General features: G+C 41.3%; 20 protein-coding genes. All 20 read right to left on the bottom strand.

Going from position 1 to position 22107, the window contains the following annotated elements:
- Positions 1-13: 13 nt before the first annotated feature.
- The 20 genes from astD to ACWXWT_RS07240 all read right to left on the bottom strand — a co-directional run bounded on the left by astD (position 14) and on the right by ACWXWT_RS07240 (position 21770).
- A complete protein-coding gene (gene astD, locus ACWXWT_RS07335) occupies positions 14-1474 on the bottom strand; it encodes a succinylglutamate-semialdehyde dehydrogenase (RefSeq protein WP_456040966.1) in 1461 nt (486 codons plus the stop codon).
- Between the two features lie 9 nt (positions 1475-1483).
- Entirely contained in the window at positions 1484-2503 is a 1020-nt protein-coding gene (gene astA / locus ACWXWT_RS07330) for an arginine N-succinyltransferase (protein WP_456040965.1), read from the bottom strand.
- Positions 2504-2620: 117 nt separating this feature from the next.
- Positions 2621-3838, bottom strand: coding sequence for an aspartate aminotransferase family protein (locus ACWXWT_RS07325; protein WP_456040964.1), 1218 nt, complete (start codon positions 3836-3838; stop codon positions 2621-2623).
- Positions 3839-4174: 336 nt separating this feature from the next.
- On the bottom strand, positions 4175-5317 hold the full coding sequence (locus tag ACWXWT_RS07320) for an HDOD domain-containing protein (RefSeq protein ID WP_456040963.1): 1143 nt from the start codon (positions 5315-5317) through the stop codon (positions 4175-4177).
- A gap of 99 nt (positions 5318-5416) precedes the next feature.
- Complete coding sequence (locus tag ACWXWT_RS07315; protein ID WP_456040962.1) at positions 5417-7903, bottom strand: prolyl oligopeptidase family serine peptidase; 2487 nt, start codon at positions 7901-7903, stop codon at positions 5417-5419.
- A gap of 127 nt (positions 7904-8030) precedes the next feature.
- Positions 8031-8600: an aminodeoxychorismate/anthranilate synthase component II gene (locus ACWXWT_RS07310; RefSeq protein ID WP_456040985.1), complete on the bottom strand. Its 570-nt coding sequence runs from the start codon at positions 8598-8600 to the stop codon at positions 8031-8033.
- A gap of 96 nt (positions 8601-8696) precedes the next feature.
- Positions 8697-9167 carry a ClpXP protease specificity-enhancing factor gene (locus tag ACWXWT_RS07305; RefSeq protein WP_456040961.1) on the bottom strand — a complete coding sequence of 157 codons (471 nt, stop codon included), beginning with the start codon at positions 9165-9167 and terminating at the stop codon, positions 8697-8699.
- The gene (gene sspA, locus ACWXWT_RS07300; RefSeq protein ID WP_101034166.1) at positions 9167-9796 is read right to left on the bottom strand and encodes a stringent starvation protein SspA; all 630 of its coding nucleotides are present in this window, start codon (positions 9794-9796) and stop codon (positions 9167-9169) included. Before sspA ends, ACWXWT_RS07305 begins: the two co-directional genes overlap by 1 nt.
- A 95-nt stretch (positions 9797-9891) precedes the next feature.
- Positions 9892-10590, bottom strand: a complete 699-nt coding sequence (locus ACWXWT_RS07295) for a cytochrome c1 (protein WP_456040960.1) — start codon at positions 10588-10590, stop codon at positions 9892-9894.
- On the bottom strand, positions 10590-11804 hold the full coding sequence (locus ACWXWT_RS07290) for a cytochrome b (protein WP_456040959.1): 1215 nt from the start codon (positions 11802-11804) through the stop codon (positions 10590-10592). Before ACWXWT_RS07290 ends, ACWXWT_RS07295 begins: the two co-directional genes overlap by 1 nt.
- Positions 11804-12394 (bottom strand): ubiquinol-cytochrome c reductase iron-sulfur subunit, encoded by a 591-nt coding sequence (petA, locus tag ACWXWT_RS07285; protein WP_456040958.1) that lies wholly within the window; start codon positions 12392-12394, stop codon positions 11804-11806. Before petA ends, ACWXWT_RS07290 begins: the two co-directional genes overlap by 1 nt.
- A 412-nt stretch (positions 12395-12806) precedes the next feature.
- Complete coding sequence (gene hflC, locus ACWXWT_RS07280; protein WP_456040957.1) at positions 12807-13685, bottom strand: protease modulator HflC; 879 nt, start codon at positions 13683-13685, stop codon at positions 12807-12809.
- A 2-nt stretch (positions 13686-13687) separates the two neighbouring features.
- Positions 13688-14848: an FtsH protease activity modulator HflK gene (gene hflK, locus ACWXWT_RS07275; RefSeq protein WP_456040956.1), complete on the bottom strand. Its 1161-nt coding sequence runs from the start codon at positions 14846-14848 to the stop codon at positions 13688-13690.
- Positions 14849-14881: 33 nt separating this feature from the next.
- Positions 14882-16189 (bottom strand): ribosome rescue GTPase HflX, encoded by a 1308-nt coding sequence (hflX, locus tag ACWXWT_RS07270; RefSeq protein ID WP_456040955.1) that lies wholly within the window; start codon positions 16187-16189, stop codon positions 14882-14884.
- A 19-nt stretch (positions 16190-16208) separates the two neighbouring features.
- Positions 16209-16466, bottom strand: coding sequence for an RNA chaperone Hfq (gene hfq, locus ACWXWT_RS07265; protein ID WP_456040954.1), 258 nt, complete (start codon positions 16464-16466; stop codon positions 16209-16211).
- Positions 16467-16549: 83 nt separating this feature from the next.
- On the bottom strand, positions 16550-17476 hold the full coding sequence (miaA, locus tag ACWXWT_RS07260; RefSeq protein WP_456040953.1) for a tRNA (adenosine(37)-N6)-dimethylallyltransferase MiaA: 927 nt from the start codon (positions 17474-17476) through the stop codon (positions 16550-16552).
- A gap of 1 nt (position 17477) precedes the next feature.
- On the bottom strand, positions 17478-19340 hold the full coding sequence (gene mutL, locus ACWXWT_RS07255) for a DNA mismatch repair endonuclease MutL (protein WP_456040952.1): 1863 nt from the start codon (positions 19338-19340) through the stop codon (positions 17478-17480).
- 1 nt (position 19341) lies between these two features.
- Positions 19342-20673 carry an N-acetylmuramoyl-L-alanine amidase gene (locus tag ACWXWT_RS07250; protein WP_456040951.1) on the bottom strand — a complete coding sequence of 444 codons (1332 nt, stop codon included), beginning with the start codon at positions 20671-20673 and terminating at the stop codon, positions 19342-19344.
- Positions 20674-20680: 7 nt separating this feature from the next.
- Positions 20681-21139 carry a tRNA (adenosine(37)-N6)-threonylcarbamoyltransferase complex ATPase subunit type 1 TsaE gene (tsaE, locus tag ACWXWT_RS07245; RefSeq protein ID WP_456040950.1) on the bottom strand — a complete coding sequence of 153 codons (459 nt, stop codon included), beginning with the start codon at positions 21137-21139 and terminating at the stop codon, positions 20681-20683.
- 175 nt (positions 21140-21314) lie between these two features.
- Positions 21315-21770, bottom strand: coding sequence for a hypothetical protein (locus ACWXWT_RS07240; RefSeq protein WP_456040949.1), 456 nt, complete (start codon positions 21768-21770; stop codon positions 21315-21317).
- Positions 21771-22107: the final 337 nt, after the last annotated feature.

Raw genomic sequence — 22107 nt, 5'->3', positions numbered from 1 at the left:
ATGAATTTATCAGTTAAAGTGATAAACCAGGGCTTAAAGTAGCAGGTAAGCTTACTGAATCGGCTTCCATTGAAGCGACTGGATAAGCACAGTAATCGGCAGCATAAAATGCACTTGCACGATGGTTACCCGAAGCGCCAACACCACCAAATGGTGCTGCACCTGATGCGCCAGTAATCTGCTTATTCCAATTAACAATGCCAGCACGAATACGTGCTAAAAAGTAATCATAATCTTCACGGCTATCCGCCAATAAACCAGCAGACAAACCATAACGAGTCGCATTGGCTAAATGAATAGCTTGGTCAAAATTGCTGTAACGAACTAATTGCAATAATGGGCCAAAATATTCTTCATCTGGTAATTCAGCGACTTTAGTGACGTCAATTAAACCTGGAGTCACTAAACCGGTACCCATTTCTACTTGCGCTAATTCGACTAATGAAACGCCGCCCAATGACTGAAGTGTCGCTTGAGCCGCAACCATGCCACGCGCGGCAGTTTCAGAAATCATCGAGCCCATGAAAGGTTGTGGTTGTACATTCCAAGCACCTACTTTGATTTGCTTAACCGCACTCACTAATTCTGCAATTAATGCATCACCTTGAGCGCCTTCTTCAACATATAAACGACGAGCACAAGTACAACGCTGTCCAGACGAGATATATGCAGACTGAATAATGTCATGTACCGCAGCTTTAGTATCGGTAACGCCTTTAACGATAAGCGGATTATTGCCGCCCATTTCTAAGGCTAAAATTTTACCCGGATGCCCCGCATATTGTTGATGTAAAATATGCCCAGTACGCGAACTACCGGTAAAGAACAAGCCGTCAATTTGTGGGTGTGACGCTAACGCTTTACCCGTTTCAACTTCACCTTGCACCAAGTTAACCACACCTTGTGGTAAACCAGCTTTATCCCAACATTTCAGCATTAATTCTGCCACTTTAGGGGTTAATTCTGATGGTTTAAATACCACGGTGTTACCGGCAAGTAATGCTGGCACTATGTGACCGTTTGGTAAGTGTCCTGGGAAGTTATATGGGCCAAATACTGCAACAACACCATGAGGTTTGTGACGTAATACGGCACGCCCTGCTGGTAAATCGTTAGTTTCGGTACCGGTACGTTTATCGTGAGCTTTTGCTGACAATGCAATCTTACCAATCATTGCGCCAACTTCTGTAGCCGTTTCCCACTGTGGTTTACCCGTTTCTTGAGCGATAGTTTCGGCTATTTCGGCTTTATTTGCTTCTAGTTGTGCGCGATAAGCTTCCACAATGGTTAATCGGGCTTCATAGCCCAACATAAACCAATCAAACTGCGCCGCACGAGCGGCATCTACAGCTGCATTGACTTGAATAGCAGTAGCTGTGTTACCTTGCCAAATTACGTCACCATTGGCAGGGTTTTTTGAGTTAATTTCATGACCTTCGCCAGCTAACCACTGACCTTGAATATATTGTGTCATTTCTTGCTCCTACATTGCTAAAACACGAATTTGCTCGCCATCGCCAACCATAAGACCTGCTGCGATTTCAGGACTAATTACAACATTATCGTGTTCATCAGAGACCAACAATTTAGCAGCTGATGCACGATAATCAGCTAACGATGTGTTGGAAATAATAAAGTGGTGATCACCATGTGGCATTTTGCCAATTGATACCGTTAATAAGCGGCTTTTTTTCACAGAACGGATTTCTGTCAACGCACATTCAACTGTCGGGCCACCATCAAAAATATCAACATAATTACGAAACTTAAAACCTTCAGCTTGTAATAAACGCAAGGCAGGTTTAGTGTTTTTATGAACTTCGCCAATCACTTTTTGCGCTTTTCTAGGCAGCATGCACACGTACACAGGGTTACGAGGCATCATTTCGGCCATAAAGGCTTTTTTACCTAAGCCTGATAAGTAATCAGCTTCAACAAAATCAATCCCTAAAAAATTATGCTGTAGCCACTCATAAAATGGTGAATCACCGTGTTCATCACTCACGCCACGCATCTCTGCTATCACCGTTTTACCAAAGCGTTCTGGATGTTGAGCTAACAATAGAAAACGTGAACGGGACAACATCCGACCATTATTACCTTTGCGATAACCGTCTTTTAAAAACAGAGTGCACACTTCTGCTGCACCGGTGTAGTCGTGGCATAATGTCAGGGTTTCAACTTCATTGCGGACAGAGATTTGTTGAGAATGATAGACCTCTGTCCCTAAACGGTAATGATAAAAGGCATCGTTCATACCCACTGCAGCTTCAATACCACAAGTGCCAACGACTTCATTCGTTTTCAAGTCTTCTAGCACCATTAAATAACCTTCGTCACAAGGTTTATCAACATGCTTAGCAAAAGATGCCTCTGCCCTAGCAATCTTTGAACGCAGTAACTCTTCGTTAACTGGTAAAGACGTAAAACCGTGGCCTGATTCAACTGCGATACTATAAAGTGCATCGTAATCACTTGCACGGATAGGACGTATGATTAACATCTTAATCTCCTCATTGCGCCACTAGCAAACCGCGCTGAAATATATTTCAGCGCTTATTTACTTTGTTTGCGTACCCAAACAAAAAAATGCAAGCTGGGCTTGCATTTTCTTTGTTAACTAACCTGCAACCACTTTTGCTACAGCACGTTCAAAACGCAATAAGCCTTCGGCGATATCAGCTTCTGGGATAACCAATGAAGGAGCAAAACGAACCACATTCGCACCAGCCATCAAACTCATAAGACCTTCAGCAATAGATGCAACTAAAAATTCTCGACTGCGGCCTTCATACTGTTCATTCAATACCGCACCAATTAACAAGCCTTTGCCACGAATTTCACTGAATACATGATATTTGTCATTGATTGCCGCTAAGCCATCACGAAATAACTGTTCACGATGCTTAACACCATCAAGCACTTCTTTAGTATTAACCACGTCCATGACCGCATTACCGATAGCGCAAGCCAGTGGGTTACCGCCATAAGTAGAACCATGAGTACCAATTTTAAGGTGGGCGGCAATTTTTGCAGTCGTTAGCATTGCTGCAATAGGGAAGCCACCACCTAACGCTTTAGCGCTAGTTAAAATATCTGGCACAATATCTGTACCCATGTAAGCAAATAACTCTCCAGTACGACCTACACCGGTTTGCACTTCATCAAAAATAACTAATGCATCATGCTTATCGGCTAAACGACGTACCGCTTTTAAAAATTCAGGATCACCATTAATAATCCCACCTTCACCTTGAAGAGGTTCAAGCATAATGGCGCAAGTTTTGTCAGAAATAACCGCTTCAAGCGCAGCAATATCATTAAAAGGCACATGAGTAATACTTTGAGGCTTAGGACCAAAACCATCTGAGTAGGCAGCTTGCCCCCCAACAGTAACAGTAAAAAATGTACGGCCGTGGAAAGCTTTATCAAATGCGATAATTTGATCTTTATCCACACCATGGTTATCGAGTGCATAACGACGAGCCAATTTAAGTGCAGCTTCGTTCGCTTCTGCACCAGAGTTAGCAAAATAAACGCGTTCGGCAAATGTCGCATTAACTAACTTAGTCGCCAAGGCTAATGCCGGTTCGTTAGTCATTACGTTTGATAAATGCCATAACTTTTCGCCCTGCTCTTTTAATGCAGACACTAAATCTGGGTGACAATGACCTAAACAATTGACTGCAATACCACCAGCGAAATCAATGAACTCTTTACCTTCTTGATCCCACACTCGACTACCCGCTCCGCGGACAGGAATAACTGCGGCAGGCGCATAATTAGGCACCATAACTTCATCAAATTGGGCACGGGTTAGATTCATTTCTACACTCATTGCTTTTTATCCTTCAGGTTATAAGTAGCTTGAAAGCCACTGTTTCCGCCATTTTCTTTATATTATTTAAGTGCATTAGCGGAAGTTTGTATTATTTATGCGACATTATTAGCGAAAATGTGATCAAAATACCAGTTCAGTACCATTAACTTCTGTTGAGCTAACTGACATTATGCATAAAGAGTTAAAAATATGACCAAACAAAGCGTTTATTACTGGGTTATAGAGCATAAATAGTCATAAAAAAAGTTATTCCACTTCATTTTGTGTAGCTATTCATCAAAAGTGAATAATTACACAGATTTAACATTTGCCGTGTTGAAAGTTTAAACCTGTTTAGAGTAAATCGAGCTTACGGAAATTTTTCCCTTTAAGCCTAATCAATTCTTGAGGTGAAAATTGATAATAATCGAACATTATTCGTTTCTCTTGTGGGTCGATTTTCTGCTGCTCTTCTAATAAAAATACCTTAGCATAGCAACTTGCTTTAGCCACAATGGCGGCATCGACAGATAACTCAGTGAAATGATAGTCGTGATCTAATTCTTTTAACACGTGCGTAATCGGTGAGTCTTCAAACTTAAGCAGTGTCAGTATCTGCCAATTTAAACGATGGCTATGTTGCATGACTTGTTCTAATACTGCTTCTGTAGGAAATTCTGTCGCCATAATAGCATCGTATACTTGCTTGTCTCGGCTATGACTGGCTTCTTCTAGCCAAGCGCCGCACGTTTTATCAAATATTCGACCACTCAAGCTGAGCATAATGGATGTTGAAAATTGATACATTAAGGCACAGCTAAATGACAAGTTCGACTCTTCATTATGTAACTCTGCTAGCGTTTGCGCGGCTATAGCACTAACAATGCTGTATCGCCAGAGTTTCCGAGTAATCCACAATAAATTAGTGTTGCCCGAAGGCAACCAGTTACGTAGACAAAAATAAGGGATCAGCAAACGTAAATTTTCAATACCAATGTAGTTCAGAGCCAACTTAATGTCGGTCACTTGCGTATCAGTATTTTTATGTCGTCGATGACTTGATGCAGGACTGTTAATTACATGAATTAAGTCACGCGATAGCCAATTAATGCTTTCAATAATTGGACGAAGTCGATTGATATTAAGGTCTGAGCGCAATAACAAATCAAGCAGTAAAATTTGGCTTTCACTAATGCCTGAAGCTTCTAATATCATTTGTGGAAAAATTAATTGATGTTCTAGCGCATTATTAACGGTATGAGTTAATTGCTCAGATACTTCAAGATACACATTTTTTTCGTTAGTTTGCTTTTCTAGACGGAGTTTTAATGCCTGACGCTCTATATCAAGTTTATTAGCACTGTCTTCTAACTCTACGCTCAATTCATCAACCATAACATTGGCTTTATGTTTGCCTACAATCAGCTGTGTATAGAGTCGGCGCTCGATTTCAATAACTTTTCCGGGCCGAACTCCTCCGGCGATAGATATAGCCACTCACATTGCCTTTTACTGTTTTAATCGATTATAAAATAAAAATTAAGGCTTCTCTAAGGAAGCCTTAACAATGATTTATTTATTTGAACGTAAACCATATTACTTAAGTTCTTGTTCAAATAACTTATAAATTCGGCGGTATTCGTCTAACCAACTTGATGGTTGCTTAAACCCATGCGGCTCAACTGGATAGATTGCCGTTTCAAACATTGGTTTCTCTAATTCAATCAAACGCTGCACCATACGAACACTATCCTGAAAGAACACATTATCATCTAATACACCACTCATAATAAGCAATGGTTTTTGTAATCCCTGAGCATGTTCTATCGGCGAGCTACGCTCATAAGCGATAGGATCAACGTCAGGCGTATTTAAAATATTAGAGGTATATGGCGCATTATAATGCGCCCAATCAGTAACAGGCCGTAATGCGGCTCCTGCTTGGAATAATTCAGGTTCATTAAACAATGCCATAAATGTCAGGAACCCGCCATACGAACCACCGTAAGTCCCTACGCGTTGTGTATCTACATTAGCATTTTTTGCCATCCATGCCACACCATCTTGTAAATCTTCAACTTCAGGATGCCCCATATTACGGTATATCGCAGTACGCCAATCACGGCCATACCCCTTTGAACCGCGATAATCCATATCCATTACCACATAACCTTGTTGAGTTAATAGGTTATTAAACATAAATTCACGGAAATAGCCCGAAAAGCCATAATGGGCATTTTGCAAATAACCCGCACCATGATTAAACATTACCGCGGGGTATTTTTCTGCTTGCGTAGCGTCATAGCCTTGTGGCAGGTAAACTCTCGCATAAATTTGTCCTGCACCATGGCTTGACGGTACCGTAACAACCTGCGGCACCTGCCAAGGATATTGTGTAAACGCTGTGCTGGCATAATGGGTTAATTGGCTAATTTCTCCGCCAATAGGTTGAATATATAACTCATCGGGGCGCACTGCAGAAGATGCCGTTAATAATAATGATTGTCCATCAGGGCTTAAACTATAATCCAATTTACCTAACCATTGCGTCAATTGCTCTGTCTTGCCACTAGCAATCTCTACTCGGTAGACATTGTAACTCCCAGGGTGGTCTTTATTAGCACGATAATACAAGTATTTAGCATCGGGAGATAACGTCACGCTATCAACAACAAATTGACCGTTGGTGAGTGCCGTGATGTTACCCGAAGCCGTTTTGATATATAACTGCGAAAAGCCAGATTCTTCAGATAAATAGTACATAGTGTCTGTACCCGGTATCCAGCCAAATTGATTAAAATTGTAGTTTACCCATGCATCGTCATGTAAGCGATGTTCCGTTGCTAATGTAGCTTTTTGAAGGTCCACACTTGCGAGCCAACGGTCTTTATTGTCAACAGCCTCAAGCATTACCAATAGCTTATCGTCCGTACGATTCCATTGAATAGCACTTTGATTCCACCCCCAATCTTGCATTAATTGTATCGCGCGCGGGTCTTTTTCACTTTTATAGAGCTTACCTTGCGCCTTAGCGTTTTCAGATTTAACGCTTGCAAGTACATCTTGGTCGAAACCCGTTAACCCTTCGATAGTAATGTCTTTTTTACTGTGTTCTACAAGGTCAAGTAACACCAAGCGTTGACCAGGAAACACATCTTCAGCAACCCGCGCACGAGCAGGGACTGAATCAACATAACCTTCTTGACCTAAGTAGTTTGGCATAATGTCGTGTTCTGCACGCCAATCATAATTTTTATCGGTTAATGCTAGTAACACGTAACGCCCATCTGGCGACAGACTCATTTCAGAAACAACCTCTGCATCTCCCAAATACCAAGGTTTAGCAGAAAACGTTGGATCAGCATTAGCCAATGAATCGCGGTACTGTTCGCGAGCAACACTATTGTCATGTTGCATTGCAACATATTGAATTAATCGATGCTGCTGTTTGGCAATGAAGCTACTCGGCTCTAGCGTGTCTTTAGGTTCATTTGCCATCTGGATTGCGGCAATTTGCTCTAATAGCCCACTAGATTGATGTAAACGAAAAATGTTATTACCTTGCCAAAATGCAAGATCGCCATTGGTTAAAAAACTAACACCAGCAATGGCATCGTTTTGGCGAGTGATTTGCTTAATCTCACCACTTGTTAAATCTTTTACAAAAACATTCCCTTGGTAGATATACGCTTTTTGAGTTTTAGCTTGGTTGATTACTCCATTACGTTGATCTGCAAGATGTAACTGGTTTAATTCAAGCTTATTGGCTTCAGATTGACCAAGAATATGCTGATAATAATCGCGCTGAGTAGCTTGATGAGCTTGGCGACTAAAATATACTGACTGACTGTCATCACTCCAATAAGCGCCTTGAGCAAGTATTCCCATCCAATCTGGATTGGCCATAACTTGATTTAGCGTTAAGGGCTGTTTGGCTTTTGGGGGTTGTGCTAATGGCACGGTCAATGTTGTAGTCGGCGTGTCGATAACCATTGTATCGTCATGTTTGGCAGTGGCTGCACAGCCACTGATTATTGCCAAAGAAAGTGCACTCACCGCAAAGTTTCGCATAAAGCTTGTCATGGTCATCCCTTTTATTTTTTAAGCGTTATTTATAGCACAAATAAACGCGAGAATTTAGCCAGGTTCATTGCAGAAGTTGTAACAGAATACGTGATAATAAACCTGTAGATATACCATTAATGGCACCTTATAAATGTAAAAAGTTATTAAGTAGTTCATGACCTTGTTGAGTCAAAATAGATTCTGGATGAAACTGAACACTGTAAATACGTAGCGCACCATGACTCATCGCCATAATTTCACGCCCATAGTTAGGATCATCAAACCACGCATCGAGCCGAAACCCACTTGGTACTTGATTAATTAATAATGAATGATAGCGAGTCACCCGTAAAGGCAAGGCTAGCTGAAAAAATAGCCCTTGTTGATTGTGTTCAATCAAACTAGTTTTACCGTGCATCACTCGCTTAGCGCGCACAACATCTTCGCCAAACACTTGTGCAATAGCTTGATGCCCTAGGCAAACGCCTAAAATAGGAATTTTCCCGGAAAAATGTTTAATAACAGCAAGTGAAATACCCGCTTCATTAGGTGTGCATGGCCCTGGAGAGATGATCAAATGAGTAGGGGCCAATGCTTCTATTTGCTCAATGGTGATCTCATCATTACGTTTAACTAGGATTTCTTGGCCCAATTCTTGGAAATATTGAACTAAATTAAACGTAAAAGAGTCATAATTATCAATCATCAACAACATTAAGGGATCCACTTCGCCTTGCGTAATCATCGCGCATCAATTTTTACTTAAAAAAAACCAGCCTTGCGACTGGTTTTAGGTAATGGCCAATAAACGTTATTTCACCACAGTTAGATGGTTTTTACGCTTAGCTTTATCATCAGGTTTTGTTGATTTAGACGATACTGATGCTGACGATGTATCATCAACTGATTTCATTGATGGAGGAACTGATGATAACTCATCATGTTCACCTTCAATCATATACGCATCTTCCATATCAAACACTGTGCCAGCACCGTTCTCACGTGCATAAATAGCCACAATAGATGCCATTGGTAAATACACGTTTTGTGGTACCCCGCCAAAACGCGCATTAAACTCAACAGCATCATTCGACATATGAAGATTAGCCACTGCACCAGTCGCAATATTCAACACAATTTGGCCATCTTTCACAAATTGCTGCGGAACCTGTGTACCATTAACAAATGCATCCACTACTACGTGTGGCGTCAAATGGTTATCCATCAACCACTCATAGTAAGCACGCAACAAATATGGACGATTAGCTGTTATTGGTTTCATTACATGCCCATGCGCATTTCGCGCTCAGCCTCAGTTAACGATGCTTTAAATGATTCGCGCTCGAAAATGCGGGTCATATAAGCACTGATATCTTTAGATGTACGAGGATCTAAGTGAATACCTAATACTGGTAGGCGCCATAATAATGGGCCTAAATAGCAATCAGACAAACCAAATTCTTCGCTCATAAAGTATGGCATTTCAGCAAATACCGGCGCTAAAGCGATTAAACTTTCTGTTAATTCTTTACGCGCTGCATCAGCTTTTTCACCTTTACGGATACGCTCAACAAGTGCATACCAATCGGTGTCGATTCTGTGCATCATTAAACGGCTTTGACCGCGAGAAACAGGGTATACAGGCATTAGTGGAGGATGCGGAAAACGCTCGTCCAAATATTCCATAATAATGCGTGATTCGTACAACACGAGTTCACGATCAACTAACGTCGGTACTGAATTGTAAGGATTTACTTCAAGTAAATCTTCAGGCATTTCACTAGGATCAACCTGTAAAACATCAACGGTAACCCCTTTTTCAGCCAATACGATACGTACTTGGTGACTATATAAATCATCGGCACCAGAAAAAAGTGTCATGATAGAGCGCTTGTTGGCAGCAACAGCCATTGATACCCTCCAGAATCTAAAAAAAACAAAACAAACGAGGGGCTAAGCCCCCCGTTTACAATATGCGGATAATGTATAATAACCGTTATTGATAGCTAGTGTACATCTTTCCAGTACTCTTTCTTCAACAAATACGCAATGATGAAGAAAATAAACAAGAATCCAAGTACCCACCACCCTAAAGCTTCACGCTCTAATTGAACTGGTTCAGCCGAATAAACTAAGAACCCCGTGATATCACGGATGGCTTGGTCATATTCTTCTGCATTCATTTTTCCACCAGTGGTGACATAAGTACCATCATCTTGTTTTACTGCAAGACCTTGTAAATCTTGTAAAACATGTGGCATACCCACTAATGGGAACACGGTATTATTGACACCAAATGGGCGAGTCTCATCTGCGTAGAAACCTTTTAGATAAGAAAATACCCAATCGGCACCACGTACACGAGCAACCAAAGTGAGATCTGGTGGCGCTGCACCAAACCATTTTGCCGCATCTGGGGTAGGAATAGCATTTTCCATTAAATCACCGATTTTGGCATCGGTGAACATGTACTTATTACGCATATCATCCAAGGATATGCCTAAATCAGTTGCAACGCGCTCATAACGTTGGTACTGCGTGCTATGACAACCAGAACAATAGTGTTGAAATAAATCAACACCACGCTCTAACGACGCTTTGTCATGCAAATCAACGTTAGCACTTTCTAAGTGAACATTATGTCCGCCTGCTGCCATTGCGAGAGATGGCAGCAATGTAACTAATGCAATTAATAACTTTTTCATTAGTGTGTCACCCTCGTTGGTACTTCTTTTGTTTTCTCATTTTTACTGTAAACCCATAAGGCTACAAAGAAAGCAAAGTAAGTAAAAGTACATATACGTGCCAAAATAGTCAGCTCAGGCGTTGCTGGAACGACACCTAAATAACCTAAAATAATGAATGACACAGTGAATTGTGCAATGTTGATTTTGTGGATCATGCTGCGGTAACGAACAGACTTTACTTTACAACGGTCAAGCCAAGGCAGGATAAATAACGCTGCAATCGACAGACCCATACCTATAACACCCACTAACTTATCAGGAATAGCACGTAAAATGGCATAAAATGGAGTGAAGTACCAAACTGGCGCAATGTGTTCAGGTGTTTTCATTGGATTAGCCGCTTCAAAGTTTGGCTTCTCTAAGAAGTACCCACCGCCTTCAGGCATGAAGAACAACACATAACAGAACACGATTAAGAAACCTGCTACACCCATAATGTCTTTAACAGTGTAATAAGGGTGGAATGGAATACCATCAATAGGCCATCCGTTCTCATCTTTGTTCTTTTTAATCTCAACGCCATCAGGGTTATTTGAACCCACTTCATGTAATGCAATAAGGTGCAAGAACACCAATACAACCAATACAAGCGGTAGTGCAATAACATGTAATGCGAAGAAACGGTTTAACGTTGCACCTGAAATAACGTAATCACCACGGATCCACAAGGTTAAGTCATCGCCAATAACAGGTATGGCACCAAATAAAGAGATAATTACCTGCGCCCCCCAGTAAGACATTTGTCCCCAAGGTAGTAAGTAACCCATAAATGCTTCAGCCATAAGCACAAGGAATATCAACATACCAAACAGCCATAATAGCTCTCTTGGTTTCTGATAAGAACCGTAAATTAAGCCACGGAACATATGCATATAGATAACAAAGAAAAACGCCGAGGCACCAGTAGAGTGCATATAGCGGAGTAACCAGCCGTACTCTACATCACGCATGATGTATTCAACAGAAGCAAACGCACCTTCTGCTGTAGGTACGTAATTCATGGTTAACCAAATACCTGTCAGTAACTGGTTAACTAATACTAGCAATGCTAATGAACCAAAAAAGTACCAAAAGTTAAAGTTTTTTGGTGTGGCATACTGACCAACATGTCGGTTATAAGTTGCCGTCATTGGGATGCGTGCATCAATCCAATCAATAATATTCTTAACCATTACGCCGCTCCTGTATCTACGCCAATGATAACGTTAGCATCATCGACATATTTGTGCGGTGGGATCACTAGATTTAATGGTGCTGGAACACCCTGGAATACACGACCAGCCATGTCAAATTTAGAACCATGACAAGGACAGAAGAAACCAGATGTCACACCTTCAACCTGCTCACCGAATGAATCAGGCAGATAAGTTGGTGAACAACCTAAGTGTGTACAGATGCCGACTGCAATAAAGAATTCAGGCTTAATAGAGCGTGCAGGGTTAGTTGCATACTCTGGTTGCTGCATTTCTTCTGAAGCAGGATCGCGTAATTGGCTGTCTAATGTTTTAAGATTATCTAGCACCGCTTCTGTACGACGGACTATCCAAACCGGTTTTCCGCGCCATTCAACACGAATTAACTGACCTGGTTCTACTTTACTAATATTTACTTCGACCGGCGCACCTGCAGCTTTCGCCTTGGCGCTCGGATTCCATGACTTGATGAAAGGAACCGCTACAGCGACGGCACCAGCACCACCTACTACGGCGGTTGCGGCTGTCAGGAATCTGCGACGTCCGGTATCGACTGGCGCATTGCTCATCCACTTATCTCCCAGAGGGTGTTGGAATTTTTATATTTCAATACTTTAGCGACCAAAAATGGTAAAACGCTAAAACCATAGTTTGAGGCGGTGCTCATTATAGCGAAAAATTAGAACCAGATCATAGTGAAAACACGCATCTATATTGAGGATATTAACATTTTTTTCAAAATTGCATATAAATCAGTCATATTTTAACAATTAGCTGCCGCTTAATTAGCAATAAAAATCGAGTTAAAGGTATTCAAAACAATTAATTATCGATCAAAAATAGCAAAATGGGGCTGAAAGATTCATTTTTGATAAATGTGACCTTTTTTAGAAAAACTGAATTCATACTGATCACATTGAGTAACAGACACAAAAAAGCCCGGTAAAAACCGAGCTTTTTAATCGCAACACTTCGTTGATATTATTTGCCGTCAGATGATTTCATATACTTGAAGAAATCACCTTCAGGTTCTAACACCATAATGTCATTTTTACCCGCAAAGCTTTCTTTGTATGCTTCGAGACTACGTAAAAAGCTATAAAACTCAGGATCTTTACTGTAAGTATCAGCATAAATCTTTGCCGCTAATGCATCACCTTCACCGCGAACAGTAAGGGCTTTACGCTCAGCTTCAGCAATTTTAACTGTAACGTTTGCATCAATCGTTGCACGAATAATTTCAGCTTGTTCTTTACCTTGCGCACGATGCTCCTTCGCCACAGCTTGACGTTCAGCACGCATACGTTGATAAATACTACTGCTTACGTTTGCAGGTAAATTAATTTGTTTTACCCGCACGTCAACAACTTCAATACCAAGATTCTCAGCACTTTCAGAAGCATTCTCTAATGCATCGGTTTGTAACTCATCACGTTTACCAGAAACAATTTCCTTGATAGTGCGACGACCAAATTCAGTACGTAAATCGTTGTTGATTTTGGCTTGTAATAAGCTTTCTGCGTTGGCTTTAATACCGCCGTTAGTAGAAAGATAATACTTTTCAAAATCGCGAATACGCCACTTAACGTACGAATCAACCATTAAGTCTTTCTTTTCAGAAGTCACAAAGCGATCCGCTGCACCGTCTAAGGTTTGAATACGTGCATCCAAATATCGCACTTTATCCACTACAGGTAATTTAAAGTGCAAACCAGGAGCAAATACTTTGGTTTCTTCACCAACTTTAAGGACTTTACCAAAGCGAGCTACAATTGCACGCTCACCCTCGTTGACTACCATCAAAGATGAAAAACCAACCCCTAAGATGACCACTAGAATGATCAGAGCAAATCTACCCATAATTAGTTCCTCCCTTGGCGAATACGTTCTTCGCGACTGAGACGACCATCAGACGGCATACTGGTAATCGGTGTGTTAACGCCATTACTTGATACAGAATTGATGTGACGCTCCACCTCAGGCTCTACTTGATTGCGTAGACTCTTTGAAGAATCCATCAACTTATCCAAAGGCAAGTACATGAGGTTACCGTTACTTTTAGAGTCAATAAGCACTTTGTTAGTATCAGTTAAGACAGATTGCATCGCATCGATATACAAACGATTACGCGTCACATTAGGAGCAGCTTTGTACTCAGGTAATAATTTCTCAAATCGAGCAATTTTACCTTTTGCTTCAAGCACCTCACGTTGTTTGTAAGCACTTGCTTGTTGTGCCATACGTTCAACTTGACCACGTGCTTTAGGTTCGATTTCGCGGGCATAGGCCTCAGCTTCACGAATAAAGCGTTGTTCATCTTCCTGAGCAGAAATCGCATCATCAAATGCATCTTTCACTTCTTCAGGTGGACGCGCAGGTAAAAAGTTAACGTCACGGATTTCTAAGCCTAACTTATATGGCTCAATAATACGTTCTAACTCTTTCCATGTATCACGACGAATGGCATCACGCCCTGTCGTTAAAATGTCATCCATACGATTGTGACCAATGACATAGCGCAACGCACTATCAGTCGCCTCACGTAAACTTGAATTGGCATCAACTGCACTAAACAAGTAAGAATACGCGTCTGCAACACTATATTGGACAACAAGTTCAACTTTCACGACGTTTTCGTCAGATGTTAGCATGCTGCCTGACGCAGGAACCGAACGAAATGTTTCCACATCAACAGTTGTAACTTCATCAATAAAAGTGGCTTTCCAATGTAAACCAGAACTCACTTCACCGATATGCTGACCAAAACGGAGTAACACACCACGCTCCGCTTCTTTGACAGTGTATAGACCAGATAATGCCCAAATAATGACAGCAATAACGGCTATTATAATCAATAAAGATGAATTAAATGGCTGACCTGAGGCGCTACTGCCCCCCTTGCCACCAAAACGTTTTGATAGGTTACGAAATACTTCGTCGAGATCTGGTGGCCCTTTATCGTTACCACCTTTATTTCCCCAAGGGTCTTTATTACCCTTGTTACCGGGCTCATTCCAAGCCATTTAGCACTCCATAATTGGATGAAATAAATGAGATTAACAAGTGACGTCTATTTCTGAAGGTTCAAAAACAAATGCCTCTAATTCCCCCTGACTCTGTTTAGCTAATCGACGCCAATTGGCGACCGATAAACGAACAGATAAAATACAGTTCCCCAGATCGTCAAACTCTTTCTGCTGTATTGCATCCAGTCGATAAAACTGGCCAAGATAATGTCCTGCTGATGCAGGTATTTTCAATGTAAGCTCACAGATTGCTTCACCGATTAATTCGGTTATCGCTTTCAGCAGCAAATCAAATCCAATGCGTTTTTGCGCAGAGACCCAAACCCTTTCAGGTTTACCATCTTCACCGTAATCAATACGGGGCGCGAAATCTTCAAGTAAATCAATCTTATTACACACAACCAATTGCGTAATTTCATCTGCATCAATTTCTTTCAGTACACTTTGTACTTGATCAAAATTTTCAGTCATATTGTCATCAGCACAATCAACGACATGTAAAAGTATTTCTGCTTGTCGAGTTTCTTGTAATGTGGCTTTAAATGCCGCGACTAAGTCATGAGGCAAATGACGAATAAACCCCACTGTATCGGCTAAAATCACCGCTCCATCTGGTAACGCTAATTTACGCAATGTCGGATCTAAAGTCGCAAATAATTGATCGGCGGCATACACGTCTGAAGAAGTGAGTGCATTAAACAATGTCGATTTACCCGCATTGGTATAACCCACAAGTGATACTGTAGCTAAATCACTGCGTTTACGAGCTCGGCGGCTTTGTTCGCGTTGCTTATCTACCTTGCTTAGTCGACGATTAATATTCTTAATTCGGCCTCGTAATAAACGTCGGTCTGTTTCGAGCTGAGTTTCACCCGGCCCTCGCATCCCGATACCACCTTTTTGGCGTTCTAAATGAGTCCAACCACGAATAAGGCGAGTCGACATGTGGCGCAATTGCGCTAGCTCCACTTGTAACTTACCTTCATGTGTTCTCGCTCGTTGAGCAAAAATATCAAGAATTAACGTCGTCCGATCTAATACACGACATTGACATACCACTTCAAGATTACGTTCTTGAGCAGGACTCAACGCATGATTAAAAATCACCACGTTTGCTTCAGTAGCGGCAACCATAGCAGCAAGCTCTTCTGCCTTGCCAGTACCGATAAAAAATTTACGATCCGGTGAGCGTCGACTGCCAGTTATCACCCCTACAGAGCGAGCGCCGGCAGATTCAACTAACAGCTGTAATTCAAGTAGATCTTCACGACGTTCTTCGTCAGAAAAATCGATATGAACCAATACTGCTGTTTCACCCGCTTCATAACGATCAAACAAAAAGTATATTCCTTTTCAATTATTCAGCATCGCTTTCTTCACCATGGGCTGCACCCTGGTGACTAGAAACGTTAAATGGGCGTGCTGGTACTACAGTAGAAATAGCGTGCTTGTAAACCATTTGGCTTACCGTATTTTTAAGCAAGATAACAAATTGATCGAACGACTCAACTTGGCCTTGTAGTTTAATACCATTCACTAAATAGATAGAGACTGGCACACGCTCTCGACGCAATGCGTTCAAAAATGGGTCTTGTAAAGATTGCCCCTTAGCCATTTCAATTTCCTTTTTTTATTTTAAAATATGTTGAATTAAGTTTTATTGTTTAGTTTTAGTATTATACAGCAACAGCTAATAAGCTAGCGGCTTTGTCGCATAAGCGTAACTAAATTCCCTTCTACACCACTTTCAAGCCACTGTAAATCAGGCCAACTCCTCAACCATGTTAATTGACGTTTGGCCAATTGCCTAGTGGCTGCGGTAGCTTTTTCGACCATAGTCGCATGATCAAACTCATTATTAAGATATTGCCAGCACTGCCTGTAACCTACACAACGCATTGATGGCATGTCTAAATGTAAGTCTCCACGCGCTTTCAAACGCGATACTTCTTCGATAAAACCTTGCTCTAACATGATATTAAAACGTTTAGCGATTAACTCATGTAGTACTTTTCGATCGTGTGGTGCAATAGCAAATTGCACCACATCATACGGCAAAGCGGCTGACTTAGTTTGTGTCAATTCAGTCATTGTCTTACCGCTGATCCGATAAACCTCTAATGCACGCGACAATCGTTGTGGATCGTTAGGATGAATTCGCTCTCCTGCAACAGGGTCGATATGACACAACTCTTGATGCAGCGCTTCCCAACCGTCAGCTTCCGATTGCGCTAATATTTGTTGTCTAATGCCTTCATCCGCACTTGGTAATGGTGATAGACCTTCTAACAATGCCTTAAAATACATCATGGTGCCACCCACCAATATGGGGGTTTTACCGCGAGCAATAATATCTTCTATAGCGGCAAGTGCATCACGACGAAACTCTGCAGCCGAATAACTCTCACTTGGGTCAAGAATATCAATCAATTTATGCGGCGCCATTTGCAGCTCTTGCGCACTGGGTTTTGCTGACCCGATGTCCATACCACGGTAGATCAAGGCCGAGTCTACCGAGATAATCTCACAATTATGCTGCATCGCCATTTCAATGGCTAATGCCGTTTTTCCTGAGGCGGTAGGACCCATTAAAAAAATCACTTTCGGCTTATCGACACTATTCACATTAATTATCTTTCATCCAATTTTGCCAAGGCAATATAAGTTCTTGATCATAACAAGCTTGTTTCGCGTCATCGTCAAGTGAACAAAATTGCAGCCATAATGTTTCTGCTGGCTCAAAGTGCGATAAACTTTGCTGTGCAAGCCAACCTACAATAGCATTATCAGTAGGCGCTTCTAATTGTATCCACTGCAATAACTCTGGGATAACAATAGCAAGTTGGCTTTCCCTCAAATATGGGGGCACTTTTTTAATAATCAACTGCTGGAAGCGAATTGTTAATTCAATCCCCATTTGACGCAGTAAATGATCACGTGTCACTAACACGTCTTTCCAATCCAAATCGGCCTCTATAGACACAGGCATTAACAACGGTTGTGACACTAGCCCATTAACTAATTTAGTTTCAATTTCTTTCTTTCTCACCGCCAATAACACGCTTTTTATCGGCAGCAATGACAATTTATCATCTTTACAAATAACCCAATTTTCACCCGCTAATAACGGCGGCATGGCAACTTGAAGGGCAACTTCATTAACATATGATACCGCGCTGTTCATCGGGGTATGCAATAATTGCCCGTAATTGGCAATGGCCGTTTGGGTTTGAGCAGAAGAAGATGGAATCGACGGCTTTTTATCATAACTCGACTTAATTGCAGCTGAATAACCACCAGATAAGCTGTTATTTTTCCCAGGTATATGCATCGAACCAAATTGACTCACGCTATTAATAGCCTTGTTAGAATCATGATTCAATGTAAATGATTCATCTGCAGGGTCGACAATATTAGCATCGAGTATTGGGGTTGGCCTTATGTGTTTTGGCTCAACATCATCTTGACGCCCTGCTTCATCAGATAACGACAACACAGGCATCTGCCCTATTGCCGACTGGATCGCCTGTAAAATAAAATCATGTATATAACGCGATTGATGAAACCGTACTTCATGCTTAGCCGGATGTACATTCACATCCACTTGGTGAGGATCAAGTGCCAACATTAATACATAACCTGGTTGATGTGCTATCCCATGCTCCACAAAGGCTTGTTTTACTGCATGATTAACCAGCCGATCTCTAACCAAACGTCCATTAACATAAAAGAAGTTCGTATCGGTGATCACTGAGTCATTTGGCGACTGCAGATAACCCGTTAATAATAAATCATCATGTTCACACGCAATATTCAGAGCTTGTTCAGCAAAAGCACGACCACAAATCTGTGCTAAGCGTTGTTGGCTTTGGATTTGAGTATTAGCTGGGCGATATTGGCGCACCAATTTACCATTATGCGTTAAGGTAAAGTGAATATCGCTACGAACGATGGCTATTCGTTTTAACCATTCATCAATATGGGTAAATTCGGTTTTATCGCTTTTTAAAAAACGACGTCTTGCTGGAGTATTAAAAAACAAATCCACAACGTCAATGGTTGAGCCTTGAGGGTGTGCAGCAGGAGTAACCTTAACATCCATTTGCGATCCCTCTGCATAGGCTTGCCAAGCTTCAGATTGCTCAGCCGTTTTGGAGGTTAACGTTAACCGTGACACGGAGCTGATGCTGGCCAAGGCCTCCCCCCGAAAACCAAAGCTTAAAATGGCTTCTAAATCATCGAGCGTATGCACTTTTGAGGTCGCATGACGTGATAAAGCCAATGCCAACTCATCTTTAGGAATACCCGCACCGTTATCGCGGATACGAATCAGTTTGCTGCCGCCTTTATCAATATCTATATCGACTCGTGTAGCACCGGCATCTAAACTGTTCTCTACGAGCTCTTTAACCACTGATGCAGGCCGTTCTACCACTTCGCCTGCTGCAATTTGGTTAGCAAGTTGTGGTGGCAATAATTCAATAGCCATATTAAGCCCTTGGTATCACGAGAGTTTGACCAATACGCACAACATCAGATTTTAAGTTGTTGGCTCGTTTAATACTACTCACCGTCACACTGTATCGCTGTGCGATAATAGACAATGACTCACCACGCTTAACACTGTGTTTAATTTTTGATGCCCTAGCCATTAAAGTGTCTGCAGGCGGATTACTTTCAAAATAACGTAAAACACCTTTATAAATCGCGTTGGCAAGTTTTTCTTGATGGTTACCATTAGAGAGTAACCGCTCTTCAGCTGGGTTTGAGATAAAACCGGTTTCAACTAAAATAGACGGGATATCTGGTGATTTAAGTACGGCAAAACTTGCTGATTCAGGTTTTCTTTTGTGTAAGTGGGTAATTGAGTTTAAATCACGTAAAATGTCCCCAGCAATTGAATGACTAATCGCCATCGAACTGTTCATTGACATATCAAGTAACGTCATCGCAAGATATTGTTCGCTGTCGGTATTTTGAATGATTTCGCCAGCCCCACCGAGCAACTCGGAGTGCTTTTCTTTTTGCTCGAGCCAGCGACCAATTTCACTGTTAGCACGGCGCATGGATAACACCCACACCGATGCTCCACGAGGTTGAGGAGAGGTAAAAGCATCTGCGTGAATAGATATTAATAAATCAGCCTTACTGTTACGAGCAAGTTCAGAGCGTTTATTCAAATTAACGAAATAATCGCCACTACGAGTCATGACAGCACGCATACCTGAAATGGCATTGATTTTTCGGGCCAAGCGCTTAGCGATTTCAAGCACAACACGCTTTTCATGCATACCAGACGGTCCAATTGAACCAGGGTCTTCTCCGCCATGTCCTGCATCAATGGCAATCACGATGTCTCGAGAAGACTCCTTTGCGGAACGACTGACAGATTGTTGTACTGCTGATGTACCGCCACTAGCACCTTCTAAGTCAACAACGAGGCGATTACCGTATGGTGCGGTCGGAGGCAAAGTGAATAAACTCGATTTAACAGGCCTAGTCAAATCCATCACTAAACGTAATACACCTTTTTTAGGCGGAGAGCTAAAACGTATTTTTTTAATAATTTTACTGTTGTTGGCTATTTTATGTAAATTAATCTTGGTACCAGTATCTTGAATATCGACGACTAAGCGATGTGGCCCCGTTAGACTAAAGCTGTCATATTTAGGCGCTTGAGTTAAATCAAATACCACACGAGTCGATTCTGGGGCAGCCCAAATTCGCACGCTATCAAGTTGGTTTACAGCCCAAACAACGTTAGGCAACAAAAGCAACAGCATGGCAATTACAGAGGTAAGAAACGTATTTTTAACAGTCATTATTATTTTATATAATTTTCTTTAAAATTGCCTGCCCAGCAGGGGATAAGGCTTGTAATTCAATTTCTCTTTGAGATTCTTTATAACGTAAATGCAAATGGATGTCAGCACCTGGTAACAAGCCATGACCATTATTGGGCCATTCAATTAAGCACACACTCCGTTCAGTGAAATAGTCGCGAATGCCCATAAACTCTAACTCTTCAGGATCACTCAAGCGATATAAATCAAAATGGAATACGTCCATATTGGTAAATTCATAAGGTTCTACCAAGGTGTAAGTGGGGCTTTTTACTGCCCCTTGATGACCTAAACTCTGAATAATCCCTCGACTAAACGTTGTTTTACCTGCTCCCAAATCCCCAGTAAGGTAAATGGTTAATGGCGGTACAATCCACTGTGCAATTTGCTGCCCAAGAGCCATAGTAGCCTGTTCATTTTCAAGGATTTTAAGCAGTGATGTCATGTGTGGAGTTTGCTTCCATAAAAAAGAGTTACAAGAATTCTAAATATACCAGAAGTTACAGGGGAACTCCCACAGTTACGGTGGTTATTTTTTGTTAATAAAAAAAACCAGCTACTGGGGATAGCTGGCAAAAATTCACACTTCAGGAAGTTATGTCAAAATTTCAATGTGGCGTTTAAATATCATCCATACGAATAGTGCTGTGAACTAAACGTTTCTGCTGGGTTTGTGTGACGCGTACTAAATCCATTAATGCACTTTTAATTTCATCTGTTGGACTGCTAATGGCCGTTTTTTCAAGTAATGCAATAAGACGATTTTCTAGATCAAGATGTAACTCAAGCACCTCGTCTTCATGCATATTTGCTGGTAATGATATTTCTGCACAGCGTTTACTAAAGTCTTCAAAGGTGATGTCTTTATACCAAGTATTTAAAATTCTTGATGGTGCACCGTCAATGTAACTTTCTAGCGTGTCATAAATATGTCTCTGATGCTGCTGAAAATAGGTCAACATCATTTTTACTCGCGTAGAGTCTGCATTACGCTCTAACCGCTTGTACAGTTTCTCCATATCGAGATGGCATTTTGCGACATAATCAAGTAATTCGCTCAGTTGTTGGATACGCATAACACTCACCTCGTTTAACGCTTTAATATCTTAGGAAAATCTATCTTGGGTTGATTATCGAAGATCGCGAGTTCAAATTGCTTGAGCTAGGTCATATTTTTAGTTCTCAAATTGCTACTAATTTAGAGATTCATGAAGAAATGAGTGATAGATCACTTGCTTGTTGATTACAAAACGGTTTGGTCCACAGAGTAATGAAACAAATCTAGGTAATACCAATCCTATTAAATATGTGATCTTTCAGCGGGAGTTCAAAGTGCTGTAGGCAAGGCAGATGATTGAAGCGAATAGTGATTCTCGGTAACAAGCTCCTGCGTTACTCTACCTCCAGTATCTG

The sequence above is a fragment of the Shewanella sp. A22 genome (assembly GCF_053850585.1).
Note: the sequence above shows the minus strand (reverse complement) of the source record. Positions and strands in the feature narration are given on the sequence as shown.

Bases quoted from the DNA above. Each gene is read 5' to 3' on its own strand.
- astD (WP_456040966.1), bottom strand. From the start codon at position 1,474: ATGACACAATATATTCAAGGTCAGTGGTTAGCTGGCGAAGGTCATGAA.
- mutL (WP_456040952.1), bottom strand. From the start codon at position 19,340: ATGGCTATTGAATTATTGCCACCACAACTTGCTAACCAAATTGCAGCA.
- hflC (WP_456040957.1), bottom strand. From the start codon at position 13,685: ATGGGTAGATTTGCTCTGATCATTCTAGTGGTCATCTTAGGGGTTGGT.
- ACWXWT_RS07315 (WP_456040962.1), bottom strand. From the start codon at position 7,903: ATGACAAGCTTTATGCGAAACTTTGCGGTGAGTGCACTTTCTTTGGCA.
- ACWXWT_RS07290 (WP_456040959.1), bottom strand. From the start codon at position 11,804: ATGGTTAAGAATATTATTGATTGGATTGATGCACGCATCCCAATGACG.
- astA (WP_456040965.1), bottom strand. From the start codon at position 2,503: ATGTTAATCATACGTCCTATCCGTGCAAGTGATTACGATGCACTTTAT.
- tsaE (WP_456040950.1), bottom strand. From the start codon at position 21,139: ATGACATCACTGCTTAAAATCCTTGAAAATGAACAGGCTACTATGGCT.
- petA (WP_456040958.1), bottom strand. From the start codon at position 12,394: ATGAGCAATGCGCCAGTCGATACCGGACGTCGCAGATTCCTGACAGCC.
- ACWXWT_RS07250 (WP_456040951.1), bottom strand. From the start codon at position 20,673: ATGACTGTTAAAAATACGTTTCTTACCTCTGTAATTGCCATGCTGTTG.
- ACWXWT_RS07310 (WP_456040985.1), bottom strand. From the start codon at position 8,600: ATGTTGTTGATGATTGATAATTATGACTCTTTTACGTTTAATTTAGTT.
- ACWXWT_RS07305 (WP_456040961.1), bottom strand. From the start codon at position 9,167: ATGAAACCAATAACAGCTAATCGTCCATATTTGTTGCGTGCTTACTAT.
- ACWXWT_RS07295 (WP_456040960.1), bottom strand. From the start codon at position 10,590: ATGAAAAAGTTATTAATTGCATTAGTTACATTGCTGCCATCTCTCGCA.
- sspA (WP_101034166.1), bottom strand. From the start codon at position 9,796: ATGGCTGTTGCTGCCAACAAGCGCTCTATCATGACACTTTTTTCTGGT.
- hfq (WP_456040954.1), bottom strand. From the start codon at position 16,466: ATGGCTAAGGGGCAATCTTTACAAGACCCATTTTTGAACGCATTGCGT.
- ACWXWT_RS07240 (WP_456040949.1), bottom strand. From the start codon at position 21,770: ATGCGTATCCAACAACTGAGCGAATTACTTGATTATGTCGCAAAATGC.
- ACWXWT_RS07325 (WP_456040964.1), bottom strand. From the start codon at position 3,838: ATGAGTGTAGAAATGAATCTAACCCGTGCCCAATTTGATGAAGTTATG.
- hflK (WP_456040956.1), bottom strand. From the start codon at position 14,848: ATGGCTTGGAATGAGCCCGGTAACAAGGGTAATAAAGACCCTTGGGGA.